Origin of the sequence: Streptomyces sp. NPDC013455 (assembly GCF_040632975.1) — a bacterium.
Classification (GTDB): domain Bacteria; phylum Actinomycetota; class Actinomycetes; order Streptomycetales; family Streptomycetaceae; genus Streptomyces.
In genome coordinates, this window is sequence record NZ_JBEYCX010000001.1 from 1 (window position 1) to 26,432 (window position 26,432).

Here is a 26,432-nt window from a genome sequence, read left to right on the forward strand (position 1 = left end):
TGGAAGTTGTCGTACCAGATGCCCAGCAGGCCCAGCAGCAGCGGGGCGTTGGCCTCGGCGGGCGCGGTGCGGAAGTGGTCGTCGACCAGCCGGAAGCCGTCGAGCATCTCCCGGAACCGGTCGGGTCCGATGGCGATCATCAGGGACAGGCCGATCGCGGAGTCGTACGAGTACCGGCCGCCGACCCAGTCCCAGAACTCGAACATGTTGTCCGGGTCGATGCCGAACTCCCTGACCTTCCCGGTGTTCGTGGACAGCGCCACGAAGTGCCTGGCCACCGCCTCCCCCCCGCCCGCGGCCTCGCCGGAGCCGGAGGCGCCCTGACCGAGCCCGTTCAGCAGCCATGTGCGCGCGGAGGTGGCGTTGGTGATGGTCTCGATGGTGGTGAAGGTCTTGGAGGCGATGATGAACAGCGTCTCCGCCGGGTCCAGGTCCCGGGTCGCCTCGTGCAGGTCGGCGCCGTCCACGTTGGAGACGAAGCGGACGGTGAGGTCCCGGTCGGTGAAGCTGCGCAGCACCTCGTAGGCCATCGCGGGGCCGAGGTCGGAGCCGCCGATGCCGATGTTGACCACGTTCCTGATGCGCTTGCCGGTGTGGCCGGTCCACTCGCCGGAGCGGACCCGGTCGGCGAAGCCGGCCATCTTGTCCAGCACCGCGTGCACCTTCGGTACGACGTTGTCGCCGTCGACCTCGATCACCGCGTCCCGCGGAGCGCGCAGCGCGGTGTGCAGCACCGCCCGGTCCTCGGTGAGGTTGATCCTCTCACCGCGGAACATGGCGTCCCGCAGGCCGAAGACGTCCGTCGCCGCGGCCAGCTCGCGCAGCAGCCGCAGCGTCTCGTCCGTGATCAGGTGCTTGCTGTAGTCGATGTACAGGTCACCGACCTGGAGCGTGTACGCGCCGCCGCGACCGGGGTCGGCGGCGAACAGGTCCCTCAGCCCGGTCCCGCCCAGCTCCTCGCGGTGCTTGGCGAGAGCGGTCCACTCGGGCGTCTGGTTGAGCCTGGTGCGGCCGTCTGCGTTCATGTCCGACTTCAGCCTTCTTTCGTGCGCCTGTCCCGCTGCCGGTCCCAACCTAATTGATCAGGGGGCGGGACAGGCGATGACGACGCTGTCCTCACGGGCGACGGCACATGCGTCCGGCCGGCCTGCCGGTACGCGGTGCGAAACGGCTCCGGCCAGGCACCCGTGGGCACCCGGCCGGTGAGAAGTCCTAGATCTCGCCCCGCAGTTTGGCGAGCGCCTCGGCGAGGATCGCCTCGCCGTCCGCGTCGCTGCGCCGCTCCCGTACGTACGCGAGGTGCGTCTTGTACGGCTCGGTGCGCGGCGGGTCCGGCGGGTTGTCCCGGTCCTGGCCGGCCGGGAAGCCGCAGCGCGGGCAGTCCCAGGTGTCGGGAACCTGCGCGTCGCTGGCGAAGCTGGGCTGCGTCTCGTGCCCGTTGGAGCACCAGAAGGAGATGCGCAGACGCGGCGCGGACTCGCCGCGCTCGGCCTCGCCCATCGGCCCCGCCCCGACCCGGCTTCCTCGGATCGCGTTGCCACTTGCCACGGTCGTAACTCCCTGCGTGATGGTGCCGCGAAGCGAGTCGGCGTTTCGCTTCGCCGCGAGCGCCTCAGTCTACGTAAGGCCCAACGCGCGTCCAGTGATTGGAGTTACCGGCCCTCACACCCAGACGCAAGCCCCATGATAGGCCGCGCTCAGGAGCGCGTACCGAACATGGGGCTTTACGTGCGGAATGTGTGTTGCGTACCAGCCGATTTCGGGTCAGCTGTTCGTCTTCATCACGATGCCGAGGACGATGATGCACGCGAACCACATCACACCGACCACGATGGTGATCCGGTCCAGGTTGCGCTCGGCGACCGAGGAGCCGCCGACGGAGGACTGCATGCCACCACCGAACATGTCGGAGAGGCCGCCGCCCTTTCCCTTGTGCATCAGCACCAGCAGCATCAGCAGCAGGCTGAAGACGATCAGGGCGATCGAGAACCCCAAAACCACGGCTGGACCAACTTCCTCGGATTCGGATGGACGACGGGGGCACAGCGCTCGGCTGTGCCCCCGCAAGGGTACGACGTATCGCCGCTACCGCCTACTCACCATCGGGCTCACTGATCGCGGAAACGCACGATCTTGACGAACTCGTCGGCGTCCAGCGAGGCACCGCCGACCAGGGCGCCGTCGATGTCGGCCTGGGCCATGATCTCGGCGACGTTGCCCGACTTCACCGAGCCGCCGTACTGGATGCGGACCTTGCCGGCCACCTCCGGCGTGTACAGCTCGGCGATCTTGGCGCGGATGGCGGCGCAGACCTCCTGGGCGTCCTCGGCTCCGCAGACCTTGCCGGTGCCGATGGCCCACACCGGCTCGTAGGCGATCACGATGGTCTCGGCCTGCTCGGCCGGGAGGTCCTGGAGACCGCCCTCGACCTGGGCGAGGGTGTGGGAGACGTGGTTGCCCGCCTCGCGGACGTCCAGCTCCTCGCCGACGCACAGGATCGGGGTGAGGCCGTGCTTGTAGGCGGCCTTGACCTTGGCGTTGACCAGCTCGTCGGTCTCGGCGTGGTACTGACGGCGCTCGGAGTGGCCGATGACCACGTAGCTGCACTTCAGCTTGGCCAGCATCGGGCCCGAGATCTCACCGGTGTAGGCGCCGGAGTCGTGCTGCGAGATGTCCTGGGCGCCGTACTTGATCTTGAGCTTGTCGCCGTCGACCAGGGTCTGTACGGAGCGCAGGTCGGTGAAGGGCGGCAGGACGGCGACCTCGACGGCCTCGTAGTCCTTGTCGGCCAGGGCGAAGGCGAGCTTCTGGACGTGCGCGATGGCCTCGAGGTGGTTGAGGTTCATCTTCCAGTTGCCCGCCATCAGCGGCGTGCGCGTGCTCATTGAGGTCAGTCCTCCAGTGCGGCGAGTCCGGGGAGCGTCTTGCCCTCGAGGTATTCGAGGGAGGCGCCGCCACCGGTAGAGATGTGGCCGAATGCGTTCTCGTCGAAGCCGAGCGTGCGCACGGCCGCGGCGGAGTCACCGCCACCGACGACGGTGAAGCCGTTCGAGTCGACGAGGGCCTGGGCGACCGCCTTGGTGCCCTCGGCGTAGTCGGGGTGCTCGAAGACGCCCATGGGACCGTTCCAGAAGACGGTGGCGGCGTCGGCGAGCTTCGAGGCGTAGAGCTCCCGGGTCTTCGGGCCGATGTCCAGGCCCTCCTGGTCGGCGGGGATCTTGTCCGCGTCGACCACGGTGTGCTCGGTGGGTGCCTTGGTCTTCAGGTCCGGGAAGGTCCGGGAGACCAGGACGTCGACGGGGAGCAGGAGCTCGACGCCCTGCTTCTCGGCGCGCTCCATGTACTCGGTGACGGCCGGGATCTGGTCCTCCTGGAGGAGGGAGATGCCGACCTCGTAGCCCTTGGCCTTGAGGAAGGTGTAGGCCATGCCGCCGCCGATGAGCAGGCGGTCGGCCTTGCCGAGCAGCTGGTCGATGACGGCGAGCTTGTCGGAGACCTTGGCGCCGCCGAGCGCGACGACGTAGGGACGCTCGACCTTCTCGGTGAGCTTCTCCAGGACACCGACCTCGGTGGCGATGAGGTGGCCGGCGTAGTGCGGCAGCTTCTTCGCCAGGTCGTAGACGGACGCGTGCTTGCGGTGCACGGCGCCGAAGCCGTCGCCGACGTAGACGTCGGCGAGGGCGGCGAGCTGGTCGGCGAAGGCGGCGCGTTCGGCGTCGTCCTTGGCGGTCTCGCCGGCGTTGAAGCGCAGGTTCTCCAGGACGGCGACCTGGCCGTCGGCGAGGCCCGCGACCGTGTCCTGGGCGGACCGCCCGACGGTGTCGGTCGCGAAGGCCACCGCGGAGCCGAGGAGTTCACCCAGGCGGGAGGCGGCCGGAGCGAGGGAGAAGGCGGGGTCCGGGGCGCCCTTGGGGCGGCCCAGGTGCGAGGCGACGACCACCTTGGCGCCCGCGTCGGCGAGGGCCTTGACGGTGGGCAGGACGGCGCGGATCCGGCCGTCGTCGGTGATCGTCCCGTCGGACAGCGGCACATTGAGGTCGGCGCGGACGAAGACCCGCTTGCCGCTCACGCCGTCGGCGAGAAGTTCGTCGATCGTCTTCATTGAGTGGACTCCTGGGAAGAGCTCGTGATGCCCCTGATCGTATGAGGGCGTGGTCCGTACGCGAGACAGGGCCCGGCCAGCGCGCCGGTGCGCTGGCCGAGCCCTGCTCTCACTTCGTGGTCCTGCTGCCGCGATCCGCGGCGATCAGAGCTGGTTGCCGACGAAGACCGTGAGGTCGACGAGGCGGTTGGAGTAGCCCCACTCGTTGTCGTACCAGCCGATGACCTTCACGTTCTTGCCCTCCTGGACCATGGTCAGGGAGGAGTCGAAGGTGCAGGAGGCCGGGGAGTTGACGATGTCGGAGGAGACGATCGGGTCCTCGGTGTACTCGAGGTAGCCCTTCAGCTCGCCCTCGGCGGCCTTCTGGAAGGCGGCGTTGATCTCTTCCTTGGTGGCCTCGCGGCCGAGCTCCACGACCAGGTCGGTGACGGAGCCGGTCGGGACCGGGACGCGCATGGCCATGCCGTCCAGCTTGCCCTTGAGCTGCGGCAGGACCAGGGCGGTGGCCTTCGCGGCACCGGTCGTGGTCGGGATGATGTTCTCGGCGGCGGCACGGGCGCGGCGCAGGTCCTTGTGCGGGAAGTCAAGGATGCGCTGGTCGTTCGTGTACGCGTGCACCGTGGTCATCAGGCCCTTGACGATGCCGAAGTTCTCGTCGAGGACCTTCGCCAGCGGCGCCACACAGTTGGTGGTGCAGGAGGCGTTGGAGATGACGTGGTGGTTCGCCGGGTCGTACGTGTCCTGGTTGACGCCCATCACGATGGTGACGTCCTCGTCCTTGGCCGGAGCCGAGATGAGGACCTTCTTGGCGCCGCCCGCCAGGTGCTTCGCGGCGTCTTCCTTCTTGGTGAAGATGCCGGTGGACTCGATGACGATGTCGACGCCCAGCTCGCCCCACGGGATGTCCGCGGGGTTGCGCTCGGAGAGCACCTTGATGGTGTGACCGTCGACGGTGATGGTGTCGGCGGTGTGGGAGACCTCCTGCTTGAGACGGCCCAGGATCGTGTCGTACTTGAGCAGGTGGGCGGTGGTCGCGGTGTCACCCAGGTCGTTGACAGCCACGACCTCGATGTCCGCACCCTGCTCCAGAAGCGCGCGGAAGTAGTTACGCCCGATGCGGCCGAAGCCGTTGATGCCTACGCGGATCGTCACGAACCGATCTCCTCGTTGGTACGCCGGCCATGCGGTGCCGGCGAGCTCTGTTTGGGATGTCCCCGACCACCCCCGACCCTACCTCTCCGAGGCCCTCTCGGTGACATCGAGATGCCGCATACACGGGCAGGCGGTCCGTACCGGCCAGTAGGGGTACGGACCGCCTCGGATCGACAGTGGATTCATCCGCATTTGTTACGGAATGCCGGGCGGTGTTGACGCCATTTTCACTCGTTCGTGAGCGGGTCGGCTCACTTGATGAGTACCCCGTCCGCGCACCGTTGAGAGGGGGCCGCGCTCACCTGTCGAGCGAGGTGAACGCCTTCCTCAGCAGGGCGGCCCGGTCGGCCGCCGACGGCAGGTGCTCCAGGCCGAAACCGAGCAGTACGGTGTCGTCCGTGGTGACCGCTCCATGGGTCTGGAACAGGGTTCCGGTGCGGGTCCAGTCCTTCAGGACGGCCGGGCTGCCCGCGGGCGGTCCGGCCGCCTTCCAGGCACCGAGGGACGACTCGAACCCCTCGCTCTCCTTCACCGTGCCGCCGGTCGTCAGCGCGGCTTCGTCGGCGAGGACGCCGTGCCCGCCGCTGCCCGGGTCGGTGATGTAGCCGAGGGACACCTCGACGGACCTGCCGGCGTAGGCGCTCAGGTCGAAGCCGACCTGCCGCCAGCCGCCGGAGCTGCCGGTGAGGCTGTTCCAGGCACCGCTGCCGCCGGTCGCGGTGCAGGCGTTGCCGGCGAGCGTCAGGTAGTGGTTCAGCCAGGGGTGCTCGCCGATCAGGAACCCGGCCCCGCAGTCCTCCGGCACCGCCGTCGTCGTGGCCCCGCCGGTCTCCGGCAGGGTGGTCCAGTCGTCGGCGCCCACGGTGTGCGCCTCGACCACCGCGTGGTCGTAGCCGGGCTCGGTGTCCCACAGCAGGCGGGTGCTGAGGGCCGGCTTGTCGGCGGCGGTGACACCGGTGAGGTCGATGGTGCGGGTCAGGCGCTTGTAGCCGTCGTCGGTGTGCACGGCGGCGGCCATGCCGGAGCCGGTGTACGGCCCGTACGGGTTGACGGTCCCGTCGAACGTTCCCGCGCCCTCGCTCCTGAACTGCGGATGCGTGGCGACCGGCAGTTCGTCGGAGGTGACGCCGTAGGTACCGGCCCGGTCCAGCGGGTTGCCGGGCGCGTCGCCGAGGGCGCCGGTGAAGCCGGCCAGCGCGCCGGAGCCGGTGAACCCGGTGGCGCCCTTGGTCGACGTACGGCTCCAGGCGCCCAGGTAGTACTGGCTGAAGTCGTCGGACAGGGCGCCCCCGCCGAGGTCGACGCTGCCGCCGGCCAGCTCACCGGCCTCGATCAGCCTGCCGCCCTCGTTGAGGTAGGAGCGCAGCTGGAGCTGGGTGGCGTGGGCTGGCCCGTTCTGCGCCGAGTAGTGCACGACCGTCCGGAAGTGCCGCAGCACGCCGAGCGCGTCCGGCGCGCCCTGGGTGGCCACGTCCCACACGAGGGCGCGGTGCCCGGCCGCCCTGAGGGCGTCCACGTAGGTCCGCGCCTGCGTGGCGGCCGCCTCCTCCTCGGCGACCACGAGGGTGTCCGCCTTCGGCCGCTCGGCCACGGTGTAGGTGAAGTGGGAGCTGGAGACCTTCTTGCCGGCCCGGGTCTCGCCGGTGAACCACACCTCGACCTCGTCGCCCGGCTCGCCGTCCTGCACCCTGGCCCGGTACTCGTCGAAGTAGAGGTCGTCCTCGCCACCGAAGGTTTCTCCGCCCTGCCAGGGCTTCAGCGCCTGGTCGAGCGTACGGCCGCCGTTGACGCGGTACTTGAGCTCCTTGTCCCGCACGGCCTTGCGGACGACGACCGAGACCTCCTGGTCCGCGCCGCGGGAGTACGACGTGGAGAACGCGGCCGGGGTGAAGTCGGCGGCGTCCAGGCCGACCGGGGAGACCGGCCGGTCGGGGTGCGCGGCGGTCTCGGCGACCGCGAGCGCGAACGGGATGTTCTTGGTGAACTCCTGCCGGATCAGCTTCTCGTCGTCGGGGAAGTTGAAGACCGACCGGCAGTCCTGGCGCTTCCAGGCGTCGTCCGGGTCGAGGTCCGACGCGGTCTGGCAGGTCGACATCTCGGGGGTGAACATCGCCATCCCGTTGACGTTCGACGCGTGTCCGTCCGCCTCGCCGTTGGTGGTGTACAGCTCCGAGGAGACCTGCGGGTGGTAGCCGGGGACGGCGGGGTTGTCGGGGGTGCCGGCGAGCGCCTTGTAGAGGACGTCGTCGGGCGTCGGGGTGGCCACCTGCCAGCCGACGCCGTAGAGGATGAGTTCGGCCGCCGAGTGGTAGTTGATGCCGTACGTGAAGCCGACGCGCTTCTCGAACGCGTCCAGGGCGCGGGTCTCGGGCTCGGACGCGGGGCTCGCGCCGCGGTAGGTCTGGCTGGTGGGGTTGGGGGACGAACCCTCGTCGTCGTAGCCCCACTTGTAGGGGAAGTTGCGGTTGAGGTCGACGCCGTCGCCCGTGCCGATGACGCCGTCGCCGTTGACGTCCCGCAGGTTCTTGCGCCACAGGCGGTTGTCGGAGCCGCGGAAGGTGTGGTCGTAGCCGTCCGGGTTGGCCGAGAGGACGAACCACAGTTCCGTCGTGTCGACGATGCGGCGGATGCGCTTGTCGGTCTGGTAGTGGTCCAGGTAGTGGTGCATCAGACGCCGGGTCATCTCCGGGGTGATCCACTCGCGGGCGTGCTGGTTGGACATGTAGAGCACGGACGGCTTCGAGCCGTCCTTCGACTTCTTCGCGTTCCTGGTCAGTTTGAGCGCGAGGATGTCCTGGCCCGTGACGGTCCTGCCGATGGACTCGACCTTGGTGAGGCCGGGGTTGGCCTGGGCGGTCCGGAGGATCTCCTCCTTGAGCCCGCCGCTTCCGCTGTACGGGCGGAACACGCCCTGCGCCGCGTCCTCGGCCCGGGCCACGGCCTTGGCCGACAGGCTGTGCTCCCGGAGGTCGACGCCCTGTTCGCGCAGGTGGGCGGCCTGCTTGTCGGTGAGGTAGACCTCCACCTCGGTCCTGCCGCCCCCGGTCACCTGCTCACCGAGCTCGTGGCCGTCCTGACCGGCCTTGAGCAGCAGGGGAATCTGCTTCGGGGTGACGTCGGCGCGGAAGACCTTGACCTCGTCCGGGTCGGACTTCGGGGAACTCCCGCTCTGTGCCTGGGCTGTGGGCGTGAGGCTCGCTCCGCCGATCAGAAGCGCGCCGACAGCGAGGATCGATCTCGCTCTGTGTCTCATGAACCCCCCTAGCGGTGGTCCGCCACAGCGGCGAACAGGTTGCCAGGCTCATGTCATGTCTTGATCGAGTCAAGAGCGCTTCACGGACACGCGAACGCTCCTGGTACGGGGGTGACAGGCCGGTGCCGACGGGCCCGGACGGCTCTCGGCACCGGCGTGTCGACGGGCGGGTCAGCCGGCCAGATTCTCCGCCAGCTCCTCGGTGAGGTTCGCCTCCGTACCCGGGATGCCCAGGTCCGCGGCGCGCTTGTCGGCCATGGCCAGCAGACGGCGGATCCGGCCGGCGACCGCGTCCTTGGTCAGCGGCGGGTCGGCGAGCGCGCCCAGCTCCTCCAGGGACGCCTGCTTGTGCTCCATGCGCAGCCGCCCGGCCGCGGCCAGGTGCTCGGGGACCTCCTCCCCCAGGATCTCCAGGGCGCGCTGCACGCGGGCCCCGGCGGCCACGGCCGCGCGGGCCGAGCGGCGCAGGTTGGCGTCGTCGAAGTTGGCGAGCCGGTTGGCCGTGGCCCGCACCTCGCGGCGCATCCGGCGCTCCTCCCAGGCCAGCACGGACTCGTGCGCCCCGAGCCGGGTCAGCAGCGCGCCGATCGCGTCGCCGTCCCGGACGACCACCCGGTCCACCCCGCGCACCTCGCGGGCCTTCGCGGCGATCGACAGTCTGCGGGCGGCACCGACCAGCGCGAGCGCCGCCTCCGGGCCCGGGCAGGTCACCTCCAGGGAGGAGGAGCGGCCGGGCTCGGTCAGCGAGCCGTGCGCCAGGAACGCCCCGCGCCAGGCCGCCTCCGCGTCGCAGGTGGCCCCCGAGACCACCTGCGGGGGCAGGCCGCGGATCGGCCGGCCCCGGCCGTCCACCAGACCCGTCTGCCGGGCCAGCTGGTCACCGCCCGCGACGACCCGGACGACGTAGCGCGAGCCGCGGCGCAGCCCGCCGGGCGCCATCACGATCAGCTCGGAACTGTGGCCGAAGATCTCCAAGATGTCCCGCTTGAGCCGGCGCGCCGCCATCGCGGTGTCCAGCTCCGCCTCGATCACGATGCGCCCGCTCACCAGGTGGAGGCCGCCGGCGAACCGCAGGATGGCGGAGACCTCCGCCTTCCTGCAGCAGGTACGGGTGACGGGGAGCCGGGAGATCTCGTCCTTCACCGCTGCCGTCATCGCCATGGGCCGATCCTTCCATGCATCCGAAAAATACGGTCGTACGCGGCGGCCAACAGCTCCGGGTCGTGCCGGGGAGAACCGTCGGGCCGGGCCACCGGCGCCAGCTCGACCGCGGCTCCCAGCCGCTTGGCGGCCTCGGTGAGCGAGTCGCGGTCGGGCACGGCGGCCTCGTCGGCCAGCACCACGTCCAGGGCGAGTTTAGGGGCGTGTCGCCCCAAAACCTCCAAATGACGCTGCGGGGAGAAGCCTTCGGTTTCTCCGGGCTGGGGCGCCAGGTTCAAGGAGAGCACCCGGCGCGCCTTGGTCTCGGTGAGGGCGTCCAGCAGCTCGGGGACGAGCAGGTGCGGGATCACCGAGGAGAACCAGGAACCGGGGCCGAGCACCACCCAGTCCGCGTCCAGGACCGCCGCGACGGCCTCGGGGACGGCGGGCGGGTCGTGGGGCACGAGATGCACCGACTGCACCTCGCCGGGCGTCAGGGCGACGGTCGCCTGCCCGCGCACCGTGTCCACGTCGTCCGGGCGCTCCGGATCGTGCCCCCTGACCAGGGCCTCCAGCGCCAGCGGCACGGCGGACATGGGCAGCACGCGCCCGTGCGCGCCGAGCAGCTTGCCGACCAGGTCCAGGGCCTGGACGTGGTCACCGAGCTGCTCCCACAGGGCGACGATCAGCAGGTTGCCGACCGCGTGGTCGTGCAGATCGCCCTGGGACTGGAAACGGTGCTGGATGACGCGGGCCCAGGTCTGGCCCCAGTCGTCGTCCCCGCACAGAGCGGCCAGCGCCTTGCGCAGGTCGCCCGGCGGCAGCACGCCCAGCTCGTCGCGGAGCCGGCCGCTGGAACCGCCGTCGTCGGCCACGGTGACGACGGCGGTGAGGTCGCCGGTGATCCGACGCAGCGCGGCGAGCGACGCGGACAGGCCCATGCCACCGCCGAGCGCAACCACCTTGGGCTGGGCGCCGCGCCGGCGGGGCCGGCCGCCGCGGACCTCGGCGGTGCGGCCGGCGCGCGCGTCGGGCACCATCCGGCGCAGCCTGCCCAGCCGCGGTGTACGTTCCGTCATTCCCGTCCCATGTCCCGGTGCACGACCACCGTCTCCACGCCCTCGGCCGCGAGGCGCGCGGCGAGCTTCTCCGACACGGCGACCGAGCGGTGCTTGCCGCCGGTACAGCCGATGGCGATGGTCACATACCGCTTGCCCTCGCGCCGGTACCCGGCCGCGATGAGCCGCAGCAGCTCGGCGTACCGGTCGAGGAAGTCCTTGGCGCCGGGCTGGTTGAAGACGTAGGCGGAGACCTCCTCGTTGAGGCCGGTGTAGGGGCGCAGCTCCGGGACCCAGTGCGGGTTGGGCAGGAACCGCATGTCCGCGACCAGGTCGGCGTCGACCGGGAGGCCGTACTTGAAGCCGAAGGACATCACGGTGGCCCGCAGCTCGGGCTCCTCCTCGCCGGCGAACTGGGCGTCCATCTTGGCGCGCAGCTCGTGCACGTTGAGGCTGGAGGTGTCGATCACCAGGTCGGCGTCGCCGCGCAGCTCGCGCAGCAGCTCCCGCTCGGCGGCGATGCCGTCGACGATGCGGCCGTCGCCCTGCAGCGGGTGCGGGCGGCGCACCGACTCGAAGCGGCGGACCAGGGCCTCGTCGGAGGACTCCAGGAAGACGATCCGCCGGGTGACGTTCTTCGCCTCCAGGTCCGCCAGGGACTCGCGCAGATTGTCGAAGAAGCGCCGGCCGCGCACGTCCACGACGACCGCGATCCGCGCCACGTTGCCCTGCGAGCGGGCGCCCAGCTCCACCATGGTGGGAATGAGGGCGGGCGGGAGGTTGTCCACGACGAACCAGCCGAGGTCCTCCAGACACTTGGCGGCCGTGGACCGGCCGGCTCCGGACATGCCGGAGATGATCACCAGCTCGGGGATGGCCACCTCGGGGGCCCCGGCCGTCTCGCTGCCCGTACTCACCTGTGCTCCGTTGTCGTGGCCTGTGTCGTGGCCTGTGTCCTGGCCTGTGTCCTGGCCCGGGGTCTGGCCCGTGTCCTGGCCCGGGGTCTGGCCCGTGTTCCGGCCGGCGTCCGGCCGGAGGGCATCGTCGCCCGCGCCGCTGTGCGTCTGATCTCGCCGTGCTGTGGGCTGTGCCTCGTGCTCGGTCATGTCTCCTGCCCCCGTCGTTCGTCCAAGGCGCCCGCGGTCACGGGCTCCCCCGAGGACCCCGCCGTCGTACCGGGTTCCTCGTCCTCAATGATCTCTCCGGTCGCCGTGTTCACGGCGGGTGCGGCCGGGACCGCCCGGGCGAGGGCCACGGCGATGGTCTCGGCCGTCTTCCGGCCTATCCCGGGCACTTCCTGGATCTGCTCGATCGTGGCGGACCGCAGCTTCTTCACCGAACCGAAGTGCTTGATGAGCGCCTGCCTGCGCGTCTCGCCGAGGCCGGGGACCTCGTCCAGCGGGCCCGCGCGGAAGCGCTTGGCCCGCTTGGTGCGCTGGTAGGTGATCGCGAACCGGTGGGCCTCGTCGCGGACGCGCTGGAGCAGGTACAGACCCTCGCTGGTACGGGGCAGGACCACCGGGTCGTCCTCGCCGGGCACCCAGACCTCCTCCAGGCGCTTGGCGAGGCCGCAGACGGCGATGTCGTCGATGCCCAGCTCGTCCAGGGCGCGCCGGGCCGCCGCGACCTGCGGCCGGCCGCCGTCGACCACGACCAGCTGCGGCGGGTACGCGAACTTCCGCGGGCGGCCGTCGTCGTCCTTGAGGGCGTCGGTGACCGTCTCCGTACCGGTGAGCGCGCCGTCACCGTCGGACAGCGCGTCCCCGCCGGCGGAGCCGTCGGTCCACTCCCCCGTCCGCTCCTTCTCGGCGAGGTAGCGCCTGAAGCGGCGGGTGATCACCTCGTGCATGGAGCGCACGTCGTCCTGGCCGGCGAATCCCTTGATCTGGAAGCGGCGGTACTCGCTCTTGCGCTGGAGGCCGTCCTCGAAGACGACCATGGAGGCCACCACGTCATCGCCCTGGAGGTGCGAGATGTCGTAGCACTCGATCCGCAGCGGGGCGCTGTCCAGGTCGAGGGCCTCGGCGATCTCCTCCAGCGCACGCGAGCGCGTGGTCAGATCGGAGGCGCGCTTGGTCTTGTGCAGCGCGAGGGCCTGCTGGGCGTTGCGCTGCACGGTCTCCATGAGCGCCTTCTTGTCGCCGCGCTGCGGGACGCGCAGCGACACGTTCGCCCCGCGGCGCCCGGTCAGCCACTCCTGGACCGGTTCGACCGGCTCGGGCAGCGCCGGGACCAGCACCTCCTTGGGGACCGCGTCCCCGGTCTCCTCGCCGTACAGCTGCTGGAGGGCGTGCTCGACCAGGGCGCCGGTGGTGACCTCCTCGACCTTGTCGGTCACCCAGCCACGCTGGCCGCGGACCCGGCCGCCGCGCACGTGGAAGATCTGCACGGCCGCCTCCAGCTCGTCCTCCGCGACGGCGATGAGGTCGGCGTCGGTCGCGTCGGCGAGCACGACCGCGTTCTTCTCCATGGCCTTCTTCAGGGCCCCGATGTCGTCGCGCAGGCGGGCCGCCCGCTCGTACTCCATCTCCTCGGCCGCCTCCATCATCCGCGTCTCCAGACGGCGGAGGTAGGTGCCCGTGCGGCCGGCCATGAAGTCGCAGAACTCCTCGGCCAGCTCCCCGTGCTCCTCGGGCGTGATCCGGCCGACACAGGGCGCGGAGCACTTGCCGATGTACCCGAGCAGACAGGGCCGGCCGGTGCGCGCGGCGTTCTTGAAGACCCCGGCCGAGCAGGTGCGCACCGGGAACACCCGCAGCAGCAGGTCGACGGTGTCCCGGATGGCCCACGCGTGCGCGTACGGCCCGAAGTACCGGACGCCCTTCTTCTTGTGACCGCGCATCACCTGCACGCGCGGGAACTGCTCGTTCATCGTGACCGCGAGGTAGGGGTAGCTCTTGTCGTCGCGGTACTTGACGTTGAACCGGGGGTCGTACTCCTTGATCCAGGAGTACTCCAGCTGGAGCGCCTCGACCTCCGTGGACACCACGGTCCACTCGACGGACGCGGCAGTGGTCACCATCGTCCGGGTGCGCGGGTGCAGGTTCGCCAGGTCCTGGAAGTAGTTCGCCAGGCGCTGGCGCAGGCTTTTCGCCTTTCCGACGTAGATCACCCGGCGGTGCTCGTCACGGAACCTGTACACCCCCGGACAGTCCGGGATGTCTCCCGGCCTGGGGCGGTAGCTGGAGGGGTCGGCCATGTCTCACACCCTACTGGCGAGCACCGACACCACGCCGGGCCTGTGGACAACGCCCACACCCGTACGGTGCAGGACCCGGGTGCGCGGTCCGCTGCGGGACGGATTCCACGGCCCCCGGCGCAGACCTCGCCGGCCTCGCCCCGGGCGCAGGCGCGAGAGGCCGTGTCGGCCCCGCCGTGCCGGCGCCGTGCCGTCTGCCGCCGTCCCTGCGGCGGGGCCGTGGGCGCGGCCCGCGGCAGCCCCGTTCCGGCCGTGTCCGCCCGCACGCAACGGCAAGGTCCGGCCAGTCGTCCGGGACGGCCGGGTCCGAGGTGTTGTCGGGTTCTGGTCAACACGCTTCAATGCGGGGGAACTCGGGGCCGCGCGGCGGACACGTGCGTGCACCGCATGCCCGGCGACGGGCGTCCGCCGCGCTCACGGGGGCGGCCCCCGCACACCCGCGCAGGCGGTCTGACCAGCCGTAGCGACACCTCACAGAAAGGCCCCTCGGCATGCGGCATGCCACAGAGCACGCGGACGCCCCCACCGCGGAGCTGGACACGGCCCTGCGGGGCGGCCCCTTCCACGTGGCGCTGCGTGCCGCGATCGCCGCTCGCGGACTGCCGCTCCAGCGCGTGCAGCACCATCTGTCACGCCACGGGGTCAAGGTCGGCGTCACCAGTCTGAGCTACTGGCAACAGGGCGCCCGCCGCCCGCAGCGCCCGGAGTCGCTGCGCGCCGTACGGGCTCTGGAGGAGATCCTCCACTTGCCGGACGAGTCACTGATCCGGCTGCTCGCCGAGTCCGACGGGCGCACGGTGAGCGGTCACCCGGCGGGCCGCTCGTACCGGTCCCTGGTCGAGGCCTCGGACGTCCTCCGCCGGCTCACCGCCGACCTCGGCTGGTCCTTCGACGGCGGACTGCACACCCTGGGCCATCACGAGTGCGTCCGGATCGGCGCACGGCGCGAGCTGGCGAGCCGCGAGGCCCACCACATCGTGCGGGCCCATCGCGACGGCGTCGACCGCTTCGTCGCCGTCCATCACGGTGACCCGGGCTGTGATCCCCGCCGCGTCACCGTGCACGCCCTGGAGAACTGCCGCGCCGGCCGCCTCCGCTGGGACCGGGACACCGGCGTGCTGGTCGCCGAGCTGCTCTTCGGCACCCGGCTGCGCTCCGGGGACACCTTCCTCTTCCGGTACGGCATCGAGGACGGTACGGCCGGGACGTCCCGCGAGTACCTCCAGCGGTTCGACTCCCCCGGCGGCCAGTACGCGCTCCAGGTGCGCTTCGACACGGCCGCCCTGCCGGTGCGCTGCCACCGCTTCGCCCAGCACTCGGCGGCGGCCCCGCGCAGCGGCCGGCAGGAACGGCCCGTCACCGGCCCGCACCACAGCGCGCATGTGGTCGAGCCCCGGATCCGGCCGGGCATCGTGGGGATCGCCTGGGACTGGGAGTGAGCCGGCCTCCGCCACCTGCCGGCCGGGCCGCCTGCGGCGCGAACCCCCGGCTGCGAGCCGCGCAGGCCTGAGCCCCTCGGCCGCGGCTGCGCATCGCGCGGGCCCGCGGCGCTCCGTCAGGCCGCCGGGCCGGCGACGATCCTGCCGTTCGCCGCCTTCACCCTCAGCTCGGTCAGCGGCTCGGTCGCCGGCGCCTGAACCACCTCACCCGTCACGGCGTCGAACTCGCTGCCGTGGCAGGGGCAGACCAGGGTCGTCCCCTGGAGCTTGTTGATGGGACACCCCGCGTGCGTGCAGACCGTGCTGTACGCCTTCAGCGTGCCGTCCTCACCGCGGCTGACCACCACGTTGTGATCCCGGTACAGCGTGGCCCCGCCGCGCGCGACCTCGCTCTCCGCGCCGAGGTCGACCGGCGCGGTCGGGACCGCGGCCGGCCTCCCCTTCGGGGCCCCGCACGCGGTCAGGCCGAGCCCGGCCACCGGGGCCGCGGCGGCCCCTCGAAGAACGGTACGGCGACTCGCGGAGGAGCGGGCGGGCATAGGGGACTCCACTGCTCAAGGGATGTGCAGGGCGACCATACCGGGGCAGGGAGACCGTTCGGGAAGGGGGTGCGGCGGGGGTGGGCGGGCGCGCGGCAGGAAGGGGGTGCGGCGGGGTGGGCGGGCGCGCGGCGGGAAGGAAGTGCGGCGGGGGGCGGGGCGCGGCGGGAAGGGGGTGCGGCAGGGTGGGCGGGCGCGCGGCGGGCACGGGTGGCGGACACGGAGAGTTGCCGCGGTTGTGGGAGCGCCGGTGCTGACGTAAACGTTTACGCGACGCCTGGCGATGGGATACGGTCCCGTCCGGAAGCAGCGGTCCGGAGGCCGGATCGGACGACCGCGTGCCGTGGTCCGCCACGGGACACCGTCGCGCAGGCCCGTCGCCCGGGCGGCCGGGCCCGGGCATGTCGCCCAGGAGGGAGCGCGGATGGCGACCATGGCGGATGTCGCCCGGAGCGCCGGGGTCTCGGTGGCGACCGTCTCCCACGTCCTCAACGGCACACGCCCGGTGCTGCCCCACACCCGCCAGGCCGTACTCGACGCCATCGAGGCCCTGGGCTACACCCACAACACCCTGGCCCGCTCCCTGGTGACCTCGCGCACCCGTTCGCTGGGCCTGGCGGTGTCGGCCATCAGCAATCCGTACTTCACCGAGATCCTGCAAGGCGTCGAGGCCGCCGCCCTGGAAGCCGGCTACAGCCTGCTCATCGCCGATCCGCACGACGATCCCCGGCACGAGCGCAAGGTCGCTCGGCTCCTCCATGAGCGCCGGGTGGACGGCATGATCGTCGCGCCGTCGGCAGACCCGCGCGGTCTCGTCGGGTACCTGCGCCGGCACACGGTACCGACGGTCTTCCTGGACCGGCTGATCGAGGCGGACCGGCCGGCTCAGGGGGACCCGCTGATCGAGGCAGACCGGCTCACTGAGGTGGACCGGCCGGCCCAGGGGGACCGGCTGATCGAGGCGGGTGCGCGGTCGGACGTGTCGCCGGACCCGGTGCCGGAGGCCGCCCCGCCGCCGAGCACGCCGTGGTTCGACCAGGTCTGTGCCGACGGCGCCGCGCCGACGGCCCGGCTCGTCACCCACCTCGCCGAGCGCGGCCACCGCCGGATCGGCCTGATCGCGGGCCTGCCCGGGCTGAGCACCACCGGGGAGCGCATCTCCGGCTACCGGGCGGGCCTCTCCTCCGCCGGTCTGGCCTACGACGCACGTCTGCTGGTCTCCGGCAACTCCGAGTCCGCCGGTGCCGAGCGGGCCACGGCCGGTCTGCTCGGCCTGCCGGAGCCGCCCACCGCACTGGTCACCGCCAACAACGCGATGACCATCGGCGCCCTGCGCGCGCTGCGCCGGCTCGGCCGGTCCGTGCCGGACGACATCGCCCTGTGCTGCTTCGACGACTTCGCCTGGGCCGACCTCTTTTCGCCCCGGCTGACCGCCATCGCCCAGCCCAGCCGGGAGCTGGGCGCGCAAGCCGTCCGGTTGCTCCTGGACCGCCTGGCCGAACCGGACCGGCCGTCCCGGACGGTCCGGTTGCCGTGCGCGTTCGTCCACCGCACGTCCTGCGGATGTCCGGAGGAGCCCGACCGTGCGCGGGCGGCCGAGGGCACTGCCACTCGCACGCTGTCCGAGAAGGGAACCCCGTCGTGATCGTCGTCGCCGGTGAGGCACTGATCGACCTGGTACCGCAGGGCACCGGTGCCCTGGCGGACCTCAAGCCGGCGCTCGGCGGCGGCCCGTACAACACCGCCGTGGCCCTCGGCCGGCTCGGCTCCCGCACCGCCTTCTGCTCGCGGACGTCGGACGACGCCTTCGGCGAGGCGCTGCTGGACGGACTGCGCCGGGCCGGGGTGGACGTGTCCGCCGTGCAGCGCGGGCCCGAGCCGACGACCCTCGCCGTGGCGACGATCGACGCCACCGGCTCCGCCGCCTACTCCTTCTATGTCGACGGCACCGCCGACCGCCTGTTCACCGCCCCGGCCGCGCTTCCCGCCGGTACGCGCGCGGTGTCCTTCGGCACCTGCTCGCTCGTGCTGGAACCGGGGGCGAGCGCCTATGAGGAGCTGATGCGGGCCGCTGCCGGACAAGGGCTGTTCACCGCGCTCGATCCCAACGTCCGGGCGGGGCTGATCCCGGACGCGGACGCCTACCGGGCACGTTTCGAGAGCTGGCTGCCCTCGGTGACATTGCTGAAGCTGTCCGCGGAGGACGCGGCATGGCTCGGCGGCACCCCGCGCGAGTGGCTGGCCGCGGGACCGGCGGCCGTGGTGGTCACGCGGGGCGGCGACGGCCTGACCGTGTTCACCCGTGACGGCGGGGAGCATTCCGTGCCGGGTGAGAAGGTCGACGTCGTGGACACCATCGGCGCCGGTGACACGGTCAACGCCGCCTTGCTCCACGGCCTGGCCGTCCAGGACGCGCTGTCTGCGCGAGCGCTCACCGCCCTCGGGACGGAGGGCTGGACACGGCTGTTGCGCTTCGCTGCACGGGCGGCGGCGATCACCTGCTCACGGGCGGGGGCCGAGCCGCCCTACGCGGCGGAGCTGGGCGGGACCGCCGCGCTGTGAGGGGTCTGTCTTCCCTGTGCTGTTGACAAGGTGCGTCCGGGCCGGCGGTGGGCGGGAAGCCGTCGGACCGCCGGATCGGGCCGGCTGATGGTGGAACGAACGGCGCCCCGCGGGGAGTTCCCGCGGGGCGCCGTTTCTTTGACGGGTGGTCAGACAAGACGTCCAGACGCGCTGCCGGACCTCGTGCCGCTCACGATCAGGTCGTGCGGGTCCGCGTCGTCTTCTTCGCGGGCGTCGCCTTCTTCGCGGCAGTGGCGGCCTTCTTGGTCGCGGTGTTGTTGGCCTTGGCCGTCACCGTCTTCTTCGCCGTGGCCTTGGCCGCCGCCGTCTTCTTCGCCGTGGCCTTGGCCGCCGCCGTCTTCCGGACCGCGCCGCCCCGCCGTGCCGTCACCGGCTCGGCGTCGCTGATGCGGTCGGCGCCGAGGATCTCCCTGAGGAACTTGCCCGTGTGGCTGGCCGGAACCCCGGCGACCTCCTCGGGCGTGCCTTCGGCGACCACCAGGCCACCGCCGGCGCCACCCTCCGGCCCCATGTCCACGATCCAGTCGGCGGTCTTGATCACGTCGAGGTTGTGCTCGATGACGATGACCGTGTTGCCCTTGTCGACCAGCCCGCCGAGGACCTTCAGCAGCTTGCTGATGTCCTCGAAGTGCAGACCGGTGGTCGGCTCGTCCAGGACGTAGACCGTGCGTCCGGTGGACCGCTTCTGGAGCTCGCTGGCGAGCTTGACGCGCTGCGCCTCGCCTCCGGAGAGGGTGGTGGCGGACTGACCGAGGCGGACGTAGCCGAGACCGACGTCGTGCAGCGTCTTCAGGTGACGGGAGATCGCCGGGACCGCCTCGAAGAAGTGCATGGCTTCCTCGATGGGCATGTTCAGCACCTCGGCGATGGACTTGCCCTTGTAGTGGACCTCCAGGGTCTCCCGGTTGTACCGGGCGCCGTGGCAGACCTCGCACGGGACGTAGACGTCCGGGAGGAAGTTCATCTCGATCTTGATCGTGCCGTCGCCCGCGCAGTTCTCGCAGCGGCCACCCTTGACGTTGAAGGAGAAGCGGCCGGGCATGTAGCCCCGGACCTTCGCCTCGGTCGTCTCGGCGAACAGCTTGCGGATGTGGTCGAAGACACCGGTGTAGGTCGCCGGGTTGGACCGCGGGGTGCGGCCGATCGGCGACTGGTCCACGTGCACGACCTTGTCGACCAGGTCGTCGCCGTCCACGCGCGTGTGCCGTCCGGGGACGGTCCGGGCGCCGTTCAGCTCGCGGGCCAGATGCGTGTACAGGATGTCGTTGACCAGGGTCGACTTGCCGGAGCCGGAGACACCGGTGACGGCGGTGAACACGCCCAGCGGGAAGGACACGTCGATGTCCTGGAGGTTGTTCTCGCGGGCGCCGTGCACGGTGAGCCGCCGGGACGGGTCACGCGGACGCCGGACGTCCGGGACCGGGATCGCCTTGCGGCCCGAGAGGTACGCACCGGTCTGCGACTCGGCGTTCTCCAGCAGTTCCTTCACGGAGCCGCTGTGCACGACCTTGCCGCCGTGTTCACCGGCGCCGGGGCCGATGTCCACGATCCAGTCGGCGACCTTGATGGTGTCCTCGTCGTGCTCCACGACGATGAGCGTGTTGCCCATGTCACGCAGCCGGACCAGGGTCTCGATCAGCCGGTGGTTGTCCCGCTGGTGCAGACCGATGGACGGCTCGTCCAGGACGTACAGGACGCCGACGAGGCCGGAGCCGATCTGGGTGGCCAGGCGGATGCGCTGGGCCTCGCCGCCGGAGAGCGTGCCGGCCGCGCGGTTCAGCGAGAGGTAGTCCAGGCCGACGTCGACCAGGAAGCGCAGCCGTTCGTTGACCTCCTTCAGGACCCGCTCGGCGATCTTCTTGTCCCGGGCGTTCAGCGTCAGCCGGCCCAGGAACTCGGCGCAGTCGCTGATCGACATCGAGGAGACCTCGGCGATCGACTTCTCCATGATCGTGACCGCGAGCACGATCGGCTTCAGGCGCGTGCCCTCGCAGGAGGGGCAGGGCACCTCGCGCATGTAGCCCTCGAAGCGCTCACGGCTGGCGTCGCTCTCGGCCTCGCTGTGCCGGCGCTTCACGAACGGCACCGCGCCCTCGAAGGGCGTGGTGTACACCCGCTCCCGTCCGTACCGGTTGCGGTAGCGGACCTCGATCTGGGTCCGGTGGCCGTGCAGCAGGGCCTTCTTCGCGCGCTGCGGCAGGCCCGCGAAGGGGATGTCCGTGCGGAAGCCGAGGGCGTCCGCGAGGGCCCCGATCAGCCGGCCGAAGTAGTCCTTGGTGTGCCCGTGCGACCAGGGGTGGATGGCGCCCTCGTCCAGGGACTTCTCCTCGTCCGGGACGATCAGCTCGGGGTCGACCTCCATGCGCGTGCCGATGCCGGTGCACTCGGGGCAGGCGCCGAAGGGCGAGTTGAAGGAGAAGGAGCGCGGCTCCAGCTCCTCGAAGGACAGGTCGTCGTAGGGGCAGTACAGGTGCTCCGAGTACATGCGCTCGCGCTCGGGGTCGTCCTCGGGCAGGTCCACGAAGTCGAGCACGACCATGCCGCCGGACAGGCCGAGGGCGGTCTCCACGGAGTCGGTGAGGCGGCGCTTGGCGGAGTCCTTCACCGTGAGGCGGTCCACGACCACCTCGATGGTGTGCTTCTCCTGCTTCTTCAAGGTCGGCGGGTCGGACAGCTGGACGGTCTGGCCGTCGACACGCGCGCGCGAGTAGCCCTTGGTCTGCAGGTCGGCGAAGAGGTCGACGAACTCCCCCTTGCGCTCGCGCACCAGCGGGGACAGCACCTGGAAGCGGCTGCCCTCCGGCAGCTCCAGGACCCGGTCCACGATCGCCTGCGGCGACTGCCGCGAGATCGGCCGGCGGCATTCGGGGCAGTGCGGCTTGCCGATGCGCGCGAAGAGCAGCCGCAGGTAGTCGTAGACCTCGGTGATCGTGCCGACCGTCGAGCGCGGGTTGCGCGAGGTCGACTTCTGGTCGATGGAGACCGCCGGGGACAGACCCTCGATGAAGTCGACGTCGGGCTTGTCCATCTGGCCGAGGAACTGCCGTGCGTACGAGGAGAGCGACTCCACGTAGCGGCGCTGGCCCTCCGCGAAGATGGTGTCGAAGGCCAGGGAGGACTTGCCCGACCCGGACAGGCCCGTGAAGACGATGAGCGAGTCACGAGGCAGGTCGAGCGAGACGTTCTTCAGATTGTGCTCGCGCGCGCCACGGACGATGAGACGGTCGGCCACGCCGGTCCGCACCTTTCTTGAGAGAAGTGACAGGGGCGGGGCCCCTGTGCTTCTTCAGACTAGGGGGAGCCACTGACAACGCCGGTCGGATTTCCCGGTTGCATAACAACCCCCGGCCCTCCAGCATGCCCGACGCCACCCTCGACGATATAGCACGGACATTCGATTTGCGGGCGAGGTCCATCACCTTCACCCGAAGGTGTGGCCGGGCTAGGGTCAGGACCATGATTGATCACGCTCATGACCTGGTCTGTGTACGCGAAGCGACCGAACGGCTGCTCGGCGCGGTCGCCGGTTTGGACAACGCATCGCTCGCCGAGCCGTCACGGCTTCCGGGCTGGACGCGCGGACACCTCCTCGCCCACATCGCCCGGAACGCGGACGCGCTCCTGAACGTCCTCCAGGGCCGTCCCATGTACGAGAGCGGCGAGGCGCGGGACGGCGACATCGAGCGCGACGCCCCGCGCCCCGTGCAGGCCCAGATCGCCGACATCCGGGAGGCCACGGCGCGCTTCCTGGCGTTCGGGGAGATCCCTGCGGACTGGTCCCGCACGGTGGAGCTGCGCAACGGGGTCACCGACTCCGCGTCCCGGGTGCCGTTCCGCCGCTGGGTCGAGGTGGACGTGCACCACGTCGATCTCGGGATCGGGTACGAGCTGGAGGACCTCCCGGCGGAGTTCCTGGTCCGCGAGACCGACTTCCTCACGGAGCGGTTCTCCGGTCGCCCGGACGTCCCGGCGACCCGTGTCACGGACGGCACGCGCGTGTGGAACACCGGGCGCGCGGCGGACGAGCCCGAGGTGACGGTCACCGGAGCACCGGCCGACCTGGTGGGCTGGCTCGCCGGGCGCCGCGACGGGTCGGCCCTCGAGGTGCGGGGCGGTACGCTGCCGAAACTGCCGCCGCTGTAGGGGTACGACCGCGCACCCGCCCGGCCTCGCGGCCGTCCACGGTCACTCGCCCGTGCAGCCCGCCGCGGTGGGCCGCCCGCTATAGGCTGATCACCATGACGTACTCCGGAGAGGTCAAGGTCGGCGGACCGGCGGACGTGCACGAGCTGTCGGACCTGATGATCACCAAGATCGCGGTCGGGCCGATGGACAACAACGCCTACCTGCTGCGCTGCCGGGCCACCGACGAGCAGCTCCTGATCGACGCCGCCAACGAGGCGGGGACGCTCCTCGCCATGATCGGTGACGACGGCATCGCGTCCGTCGTCACCACGCACCAGCACGGTGACCACTGGCAGGCCCTCGCCGAGGTCGTCTCGGCCACGGGCGCGCGTACGTACGCGGGCCGCGACGACGCCGCCGGCATCCCCGTGCCCACCGACGTCCTCGTCGACGACGGCGACGTCATCAGGGTGGGCCGGGTGGAACTCACCGCGCGCCATCTGGTCGGGCACACGCCCGGTTCGATCGCGCTGGTCTACGACGACCCGCACGGCCACCCGCACGTCTTCACCGGCGACTGCCTCTTCCCGGGGGGCGTCGGCAACACGCGCAAGGACCCGAAGGCGTTCGCCAGCCTGATCCACGACGTGGAGACCAAGCTCTTCGACGTACTGCCGGACGAGACGTGGGTCTACCCCGGGCACGGCAACGACACGACGCTCGGCGCGGAGCGCCCTCACCTGCCGGAGTGGCACGCGCGCGGGTGGTGAGCGCGCGCCGGTGCCGCCCCCCGCGCACGCGCCGCACACGCACGCCGGGCGCAGGCCTCGCCACACGCCGGGCGCAGGCCTCGCACATACGCCGGGCGCAGGGCTCGAACGCACGCCGGGCGCGCGCCTCGCACGCATGCGGGGCGTGCGCAACTCCCGCGCGCGCCCCGTGTGAACCTTTCGCGCGCGCCGAACCCCCGTGCGCACTCCCGGAGAGCGGCCGCCCGCAGTCAACTGGTAGGGCCCCGCGCAGGATGACGGCTCCTGAGCGGTAGGGGCCGCCGGTCTCCAACCCCGCCCTCGGCCGGCGGCCCGGGCACGCGCGCGTGGCCCCCGCGCACCGGCGTTTCACACGCCCGCAACACCCGTTCCCACCATGCGGACAACTACCCATGTGACGTGGACAAACGCCGGGTTCACTGCCACTCTCCCGCCATGGATCCCGCCCCTCGCGCCCTGCGCCGCGCGGTGGCCGCCGCCACCGTAGCCCTGCTCGCCACCGCCGTCGGCTGCGCTCCGCAGCCCGAGGACCCCGGGGACAAGACCTCGGCCGCACCGCCCGGCAAGGCCGGGAGCTGCGCCAAGGGCACGCTGGCCACCAAGACGTCCGGGAAGCTGACCATCGCGACGGACGAACCGGCGTACGAGCCCTGGTTCAAGGACGGCAGGCCCGCCAACGGCAAGGGCTTCGAGTCGGCGGTCGCGTACGCCGTGGCGAAGCGGCTGGGGTACGACAGGGACGCGGTCGTATGGCAGAGCGTGCCCTTCAACAAGGCCTTCGCGCCCGGGGCGAAGACCTTCGACTTCGACATCAACCAGGTGTCGATCAGCGCGGAGCGCAAGAAGGCCGTGGACTTCTCGTCCGGTTACTACGACGTGCGGCAGGCCGTCATCGCGCTGAAGGGCGGCAAGGCGGCCGAGGCGACGAGCATCTCCGACCTGAAGAACCTCAAGCTCGGTGCCCAAGTGGGCACCACCAGCCTCGACTACATCAACGACGTGGTGAAGCCGGAGCGGGCCGCCGCCGTCTACGGCAGGAACGACCAGGCCAAGTCGGCGCTGAAGAACGGTCAGGTCGACGCCGTCGTGACCGACCTGCCGACCGCGTTCTACATCACGGCCGCCGAGGTGACCAACGCCGAGGTCGTCGGCCAGTTCGAGCACCGGGGTGGCGCCGCCGAGCAGTTCGGGCTCGTCCTCGACAAGGGAAGCGCCCTCACCTCGTGCGTGACCGGCGCCGTCGACGCCCTGCGCGAGGACGGCACGCTGGCCGCGATCGAGAAGCGGTGGCTCTCGGACGCCGTGGACGCCCCGGTGCTCACGTGACGGTCACCAAGGACGACCCGGCTCCGGAGGAGGCGGACGGCAAGGGCGGCATGACCGCCGCCGGTGCCGAGGGCGGCTCCGGAGACGGCTCCGGGGACGGCTACCTCCCCTCCGAGCGGCGGCTGGCACGCGAGCGCCACCGGCGCGCGCGTGCCCGCCGCGCCACCGCCCTCGCGGCCGTGTCCACCCTCGTCACGGCCGCCGTGCTCTGCCTGGTCGTCGTCAACGCGCCGGGCTGGCCGCGCACCAAGGAGACCTTCTTCAGCGCGCACTACGCGCGCGAGGCGTTCCCGAAAGTCCTCGAAGGGCTGTGGCTCAACGTCCGCCTGCTGCTGGTCTGCGGCGCCGCCGTCCTGGTCCTCGGCATGCTGATCGCCGTCGCGCGCACCCTGCGCGGCCCGGTCTTCTTCCCCCTGAGGGTGCTGGCGGCGGCGTACACCGACTTCTTCCGCGGCCTGCCGCTGATCATCAACCTGATGATCGTGGTCTTCGGCGTACCGGCGCTGCGGCTCCAGGGTGTGACGGTCGATCCGGTGCTGCTCGGCGGTACCGCGCTGACGCTGACGTACTCGGCGTACGTGGCGGAGGTGTTCCGGGCCGGCATCGAGTCCGTCCACCCCTCGCAGCGCGCGGCGGCACGGTCCCTGGGACTCACCCACCGGCAGACCCTGCGCCACGTCGTCCTGCCGCAGGCGGTGCGCCGCCAGGTGCCCCCGCTCCTCAACGACCTGGTGTCGCTCCAGAAGGACACCGGCCTGGTGTCCATCGGGGGCGCCGTGGACGCCGTACGAGCGGCCGACATCATCGTGGGCCGCAGCATGAACTACACGCCGTACATCGTCGCGGGGCTGGTGTTCGTGGCGCTGACCATCCCGATGACCCGGTTCACCGACTGGGTGACGGCACGGATGGACCGGCAGCGGGCCCAGGGAGGGCCCCTGTGAGCACCCGGAGGCATCTTGTGACCACGCCTGCGAGCGACGCGCCCGTCCTGCGGATGGAATCCGTCCGCAAGACCTTCGGCGACGCGGTCGTCCTGCGCGACGTCTCGCTGGAGGTGGCCCCGCACACGGTGACCGCGCTGATCGGCGCCTCCGGATCGGGCAAGTCCACACTGCTGCGCTGCGCCAATCTCCTGGAGGAGATCGACGACGGCGCGATCTGGCTGGACGGTGAGGAGATCACCGACCCGTGCGCCGACCAGGACGCGGTCCGGCGCCGGATCGGCGTGGTCTTCCAGGCGTACAACCTCTTCCCGCACATGACCGTGCTCGACAACATCACGCTCGCCCCGCGCCGCGTGCACGGGGTCCCCCGCGCGGAGGCCGAGGAGCGCGCCAGGGAACTGCTGGAGCGCCTCGGGCTCGCCGGGAAGGCCGGTGCCTATCCCGACCGGCTCAGCGGCGGCCAGCAGCAGCGGGTGGCGATCGTACGGGCCCTCGCGGTGCGGCCGCGGCTGTTGCTGCTGGACGAGATCACGGCCGCGCTCGACCCGGAACTGGTCGGCGAGGTGCTGGAGGTGGTGCGCGGTCTGAAGGACGACGGCATGACCATGGTGCTCGCCACACACGAGATGGGCTTCGCACGGGACGTCGCCGATCAGGTGTGCTTCCTGGACGGTGGTGTCGTGCTGGAGCGGGGCGCCGCCGAGCAGGTGTTCGGCGAGCCACGGCAGGAGCGCACCCGGCGCTTCCTGCGGCGGATCGTGGAGACGGGCCGGCTCTGAGGGGTGGCGCGTCGGTCAGA

At 71.3% G+C, this 26,432-nt stretch carries 20 protein-coding genes and 1 pseudogene; 8 read left to right on the top strand and 13 right to left on the bottom strand.

Features of this window, described 5'->3' with window-relative positions; all coding sequences use genetic code 11:
* The 11 genes and pseudogenes from ABZ576_RS00005 to uvrC form a co-directional block, all read right to left on the bottom strand.
* Window positions 1-1,025 (bottom strand): annotated as a pseudogene (locus ABZ576_RS00005) (glucose-6-phosphate isomerase); the annotation flags it as partial.
* Between the two features lie 187 nt (window positions 1,026-1,212).
* On the bottom strand, window positions 1,213-1,548 hold the full coding sequence (locus tag ABZ576_RS00010) for an RNA polymerase-binding protein RbpA (protein ID WP_003957010.1): 336 nt from the start codon (window positions 1,546-1,548) through the stop codon (window positions 1,213-1,215).
* Window positions 1,549-1,764: 216 nt separating this feature from the next.
* A complete protein-coding gene (gene secG, locus ABZ576_RS00015; protein ID WP_360733767.1) occupies window positions 1,765-2,001 on the bottom strand; it encodes a preprotein translocase subunit SecG in 237 nt (78 codons plus the stop codon).
* 107 nt (window positions 2,002-2,108) lie between these two features.
* Entirely contained in the window at window positions 2,109-2,885 is a 777-nt protein-coding gene (gene tpiA / locus ABZ576_RS00020; RefSeq protein ID WP_360733769.1) for a triose-phosphate isomerase, read from the bottom strand.
* Between the two features lie 5 nt (window positions 2,886-2,890).
* Window positions 2,891-4,102: a phosphoglycerate kinase gene (locus ABZ576_RS00025; protein WP_360733772.1), complete on the bottom strand. Its 1,212-nt coding sequence runs from the start codon at window positions 4,100-4,102 to the stop codon at window positions 2,891-2,893.
* A gap of 144 nt (window positions 4,103-4,246) precedes the next feature.
* Window positions 4,247-5,254: a type I glyceraldehyde-3-phosphate dehydrogenase gene (gene gap, locus ABZ576_RS00030; protein WP_360733775.1), complete on the bottom strand. Its 1,008-nt coding sequence runs from the start codon at window positions 5,252-5,254 to the stop codon at window positions 4,247-4,249.
* Between the two features lie 298 nt (window positions 5,255-5,552).
* Complete coding sequence (locus ABZ576_RS00035) at window positions 5,553-8,507, bottom strand: M14 family zinc carboxypeptidase (protein WP_360733777.1); 2,955 nt, start codon at window positions 8,505-8,507, stop codon at window positions 5,553-5,555.
* 171 nt (window positions 8,508-8,678) lie between these two features.
* Window positions 8,679-9,668, bottom strand: a complete 990-nt coding sequence (gene whiA, locus ABZ576_RS00040; RefSeq protein WP_360733779.1) for a DNA-binding protein WhiA — start codon at window positions 9,666-9,668, stop codon at window positions 8,679-8,681.
* The gene (gene yvcK, locus ABZ576_RS00045) at window positions 9,659-10,726 is read right to left on the bottom strand and encodes a uridine diphosphate-N-acetylglucosamine-binding protein YvcK (RefSeq protein ID WP_360733782.1); all 1,068 of its coding nucleotides are present in this window, start codon (window positions 10,724-10,726) and stop codon (window positions 9,659-9,661) included. Before yvcK ends, whiA begins: the two co-directional genes overlap by 10 nt.
* Window positions 10,723-11,811, bottom strand: a complete 1,089-nt coding sequence (gene rapZ / locus ABZ576_RS00050) for an RNase adapter RapZ (RefSeq protein WP_360733784.1) — start codon at window positions 11,809-11,811, stop codon at window positions 10,723-10,725. The genes yvcK and rapZ overlap by 4 nt, the downstream gene beginning before the upstream one ends.
* The gene (uvrC, locus tag ABZ576_RS00055; protein WP_360733786.1) at window positions 11,808-13,904 is read right to left on the bottom strand and encodes an excinuclease ABC subunit UvrC; all 2,097 of its coding nucleotides are present in this window, start codon (window positions 13,902-13,904) and stop codon (window positions 11,808-11,810) included. Before uvrC ends, rapZ begins: the two co-directional genes overlap by 4 nt.
* Window positions 13,905-14,395: 491 nt before the next feature.
* On the opposite strand from uvrC, the gene ABZ576_RS00060 reads away from it, so the two are divergent.
* Entirely contained in the window at window positions 14,396-15,343 is a 948-nt protein-coding gene (locus ABZ576_RS00060; RefSeq protein WP_360733788.1) for a hypothetical protein, read from the top strand.
* A gap of 116 nt (window positions 15,344-15,459) precedes the next feature.
* Here the strand turns inward: ABZ576_RS00060 and ABZ576_RS00065 are convergent, their stop codons facing one another.
* Window positions 15,460-15,882 carry a Rieske (2Fe-2S) protein gene (locus ABZ576_RS00065; protein ID WP_360733791.1) on the bottom strand — a complete coding sequence of 141 codons (423 nt, stop codon included), beginning with the start codon at window positions 15,880-15,882 and terminating at the stop codon, window positions 15,460-15,462.
* Between the two features lie 424 nt (window positions 15,883-16,306).
* On the opposite strand from ABZ576_RS00065, the gene ABZ576_RS00070 reads away from it, so the two are divergent.
* Together ABZ576_RS00070 and ABZ576_RS00075 are read left to right on the top strand one after the other, a co-directional pair.
* Window positions 16,307-17,527 carry a LacI family DNA-binding transcriptional regulator gene (locus tag ABZ576_RS00070; RefSeq protein ID WP_360733793.1) on the top strand — a complete coding sequence of 407 codons (1,221 nt, stop codon included), beginning with the start codon at window positions 16,307-16,309 and terminating at the stop codon, window positions 17,525-17,527.
* Window positions 17,524-18,444, top strand: coding sequence for a carbohydrate kinase (locus ABZ576_RS00075; protein ID WP_360733795.1), 921 nt, complete (start codon window positions 17,524-17,526; stop codon window positions 18,442-18,444). The genes ABZ576_RS00070 and ABZ576_RS00075 overlap by 4 nt, the downstream gene beginning before the upstream one ends.
* Window positions 18,445-18,640: 196 nt before the next feature.
* Here ABZ576_RS00075 and uvrA read toward each other — a convergent pair whose 3' ends face one another.
* Window positions 18,641-21,697 carry an excinuclease ABC subunit UvrA gene (uvrA, locus tag ABZ576_RS00080; protein ID WP_360733798.1) on the bottom strand — a complete coding sequence of 1,019 codons (3,057 nt, stop codon included), beginning with the start codon at window positions 21,695-21,697 and terminating at the stop codon, window positions 18,641-18,643.
* Between the two features lie 224 nt (window positions 21,698-21,921).
* On the opposite strand from uvrA, the gene ABZ576_RS00085 reads away from it, so the two are divergent.
* The 5 genes from ABZ576_RS00085 (at window position 21,922) to ABZ576_RS00105 (ending at window position 26,412) form a co-directional block, all read left to right on the top strand.
* Window positions 21,922-22,608, top strand: a complete 687-nt coding sequence (locus tag ABZ576_RS00085) for a maleylpyruvate isomerase family mycothiol-dependent enzyme (protein ID WP_360733800.1) — start codon at window positions 21,922-21,924, stop codon at window positions 22,606-22,608.
* Between the two features lie 95 nt (window positions 22,609-22,703).
* A complete protein-coding gene (locus tag ABZ576_RS00090; RefSeq protein WP_360733802.1) occupies window positions 22,704-23,360 on the top strand; it encodes an MBL fold metallo-hydrolase in 657 nt (218 codons plus the stop codon).
* A gap of 435 nt (window positions 23,361-23,795) precedes the next feature.
* On the top strand, window positions 23,796-24,686 hold the full coding sequence (locus tag ABZ576_RS00095; protein WP_360733804.1) for an ABC transporter substrate-binding protein: 891 nt from the start codon (window positions 23,796-23,798) through the stop codon (window positions 24,684-24,686).
* Complete coding sequence (locus ABZ576_RS00100; RefSeq protein WP_360733807.1) at window positions 24,683-25,630, top strand: amino acid ABC transporter permease; 948 nt, start codon at window positions 24,683-24,685, stop codon at window positions 25,628-25,630. The genes ABZ576_RS00095 and ABZ576_RS00100 overlap by 4 nt, the downstream gene beginning before the upstream one ends.
* 53 nt (window positions 25,631-25,683) lie before the next feature.
* Window positions 25,684-26,412, top strand: a complete 729-nt coding sequence (locus ABZ576_RS00105) for an amino acid ABC transporter ATP-binding protein (RefSeq protein WP_360735474.1) — start codon at window positions 25,684-25,686, stop codon at window positions 26,410-26,412.
* Window positions 26,413-26,432 lie beyond the last annotated feature (20 nt).

What these genes read in the sequence shown, in the direction of transcription:
- ABZ576_RS00095 (WP_360733804.1), top strand. Translation starts at nt 23,796, where the DNA reads ATGGATCCCGCCCCTCGCGCCCTGCGCCGCGCGGTGGCCGCCGCCACC.
- rapZ (WP_360733784.1), bottom strand. Translation starts at nt 11,811, where the DNA reads ATGACCGAGCACGAGGCACAGCCCACAGCACGGCGAGATCAGACGCAC.
- ABZ576_RS00060 (WP_360733788.1), top strand. Translation starts at nt 14,396, where the DNA reads ATGCGGCATGCCACAGAGCACGCGGACGCCCCCACCGCGGAGCTGGAC.
- ABZ576_RS00035 (WP_360733777.1), bottom strand. Translation starts at nt 8,507, where the DNA reads ATGAGACACAGAGCGAGATCGATCCTCGCTGTCGGCGCGCTTCTGATC.
- ABZ576_RS00065 (WP_360733791.1), bottom strand. Translation starts at nt 15,882, where the DNA reads ATGCCCGCCCGCTCCTCCGCGAGTCGCCGTACCGTTCTTCGAGGGGCC.
- uvrC (WP_360733786.1), bottom strand. Translation starts at nt 13,904, where the DNA reads ATGGCCGACCCCTCCAGCTACCGCCCCAGGCCGGGAGACATCCCGGAC.
- tpiA (WP_360733769.1), bottom strand. Translation starts at nt 2,885, where the DNA reads ATGAGCACGCGCACGCCGCTGATGGCGGGCAACTGGAAGATGAACCTC.
- ABZ576_RS00105 (WP_360735474.1), top strand. Translation starts at nt 25,684, where the DNA reads ATGGAATCCGTCCGCAAGACCTTCGGCGACGCGGTCGTCCTGCGCGAC.
- ABZ576_RS00085 (WP_360733800.1), top strand. Translation starts at nt 21,922, where the DNA reads ATGATTGATCACGCTCATGACCTGGTCTGTGTACGCGAAGCGACCGAA.
- yvcK (WP_360733782.1), bottom strand. Translation starts at nt 10,726, where the DNA reads ATGACGGAACGTACACCGCGGCTGGGCAGGCTGCGCCGGATGGTGCCC.
- ABZ576_RS00025 (WP_360733772.1), bottom strand. Translation starts at nt 4,102, where the DNA reads ATGAAGACGATCGACGAACTTCTCGCCGACGGCGTGAGCGGCAAGCGG.
- ABZ576_RS00070 (WP_360733793.1), top strand. Translation starts at nt 16,307, where the DNA reads ATGGCGACCATGGCGGATGTCGCCCGGAGCGCCGGGGTCTCGGTGGCG.
- ABZ576_RS00090 (WP_360733802.1), top strand. Translation starts at nt 22,704, where the DNA reads ATGACGTACTCCGGAGAGGTCAAGGTCGGCGGACCGGCGGACGTGCAC.
- whiA (WP_360733779.1), bottom strand. Translation starts at nt 9,668, where the DNA reads ATGGCGATGACGGCAGCGGTGAAGGACGAGATCTCCCGGCTCCCCGTC.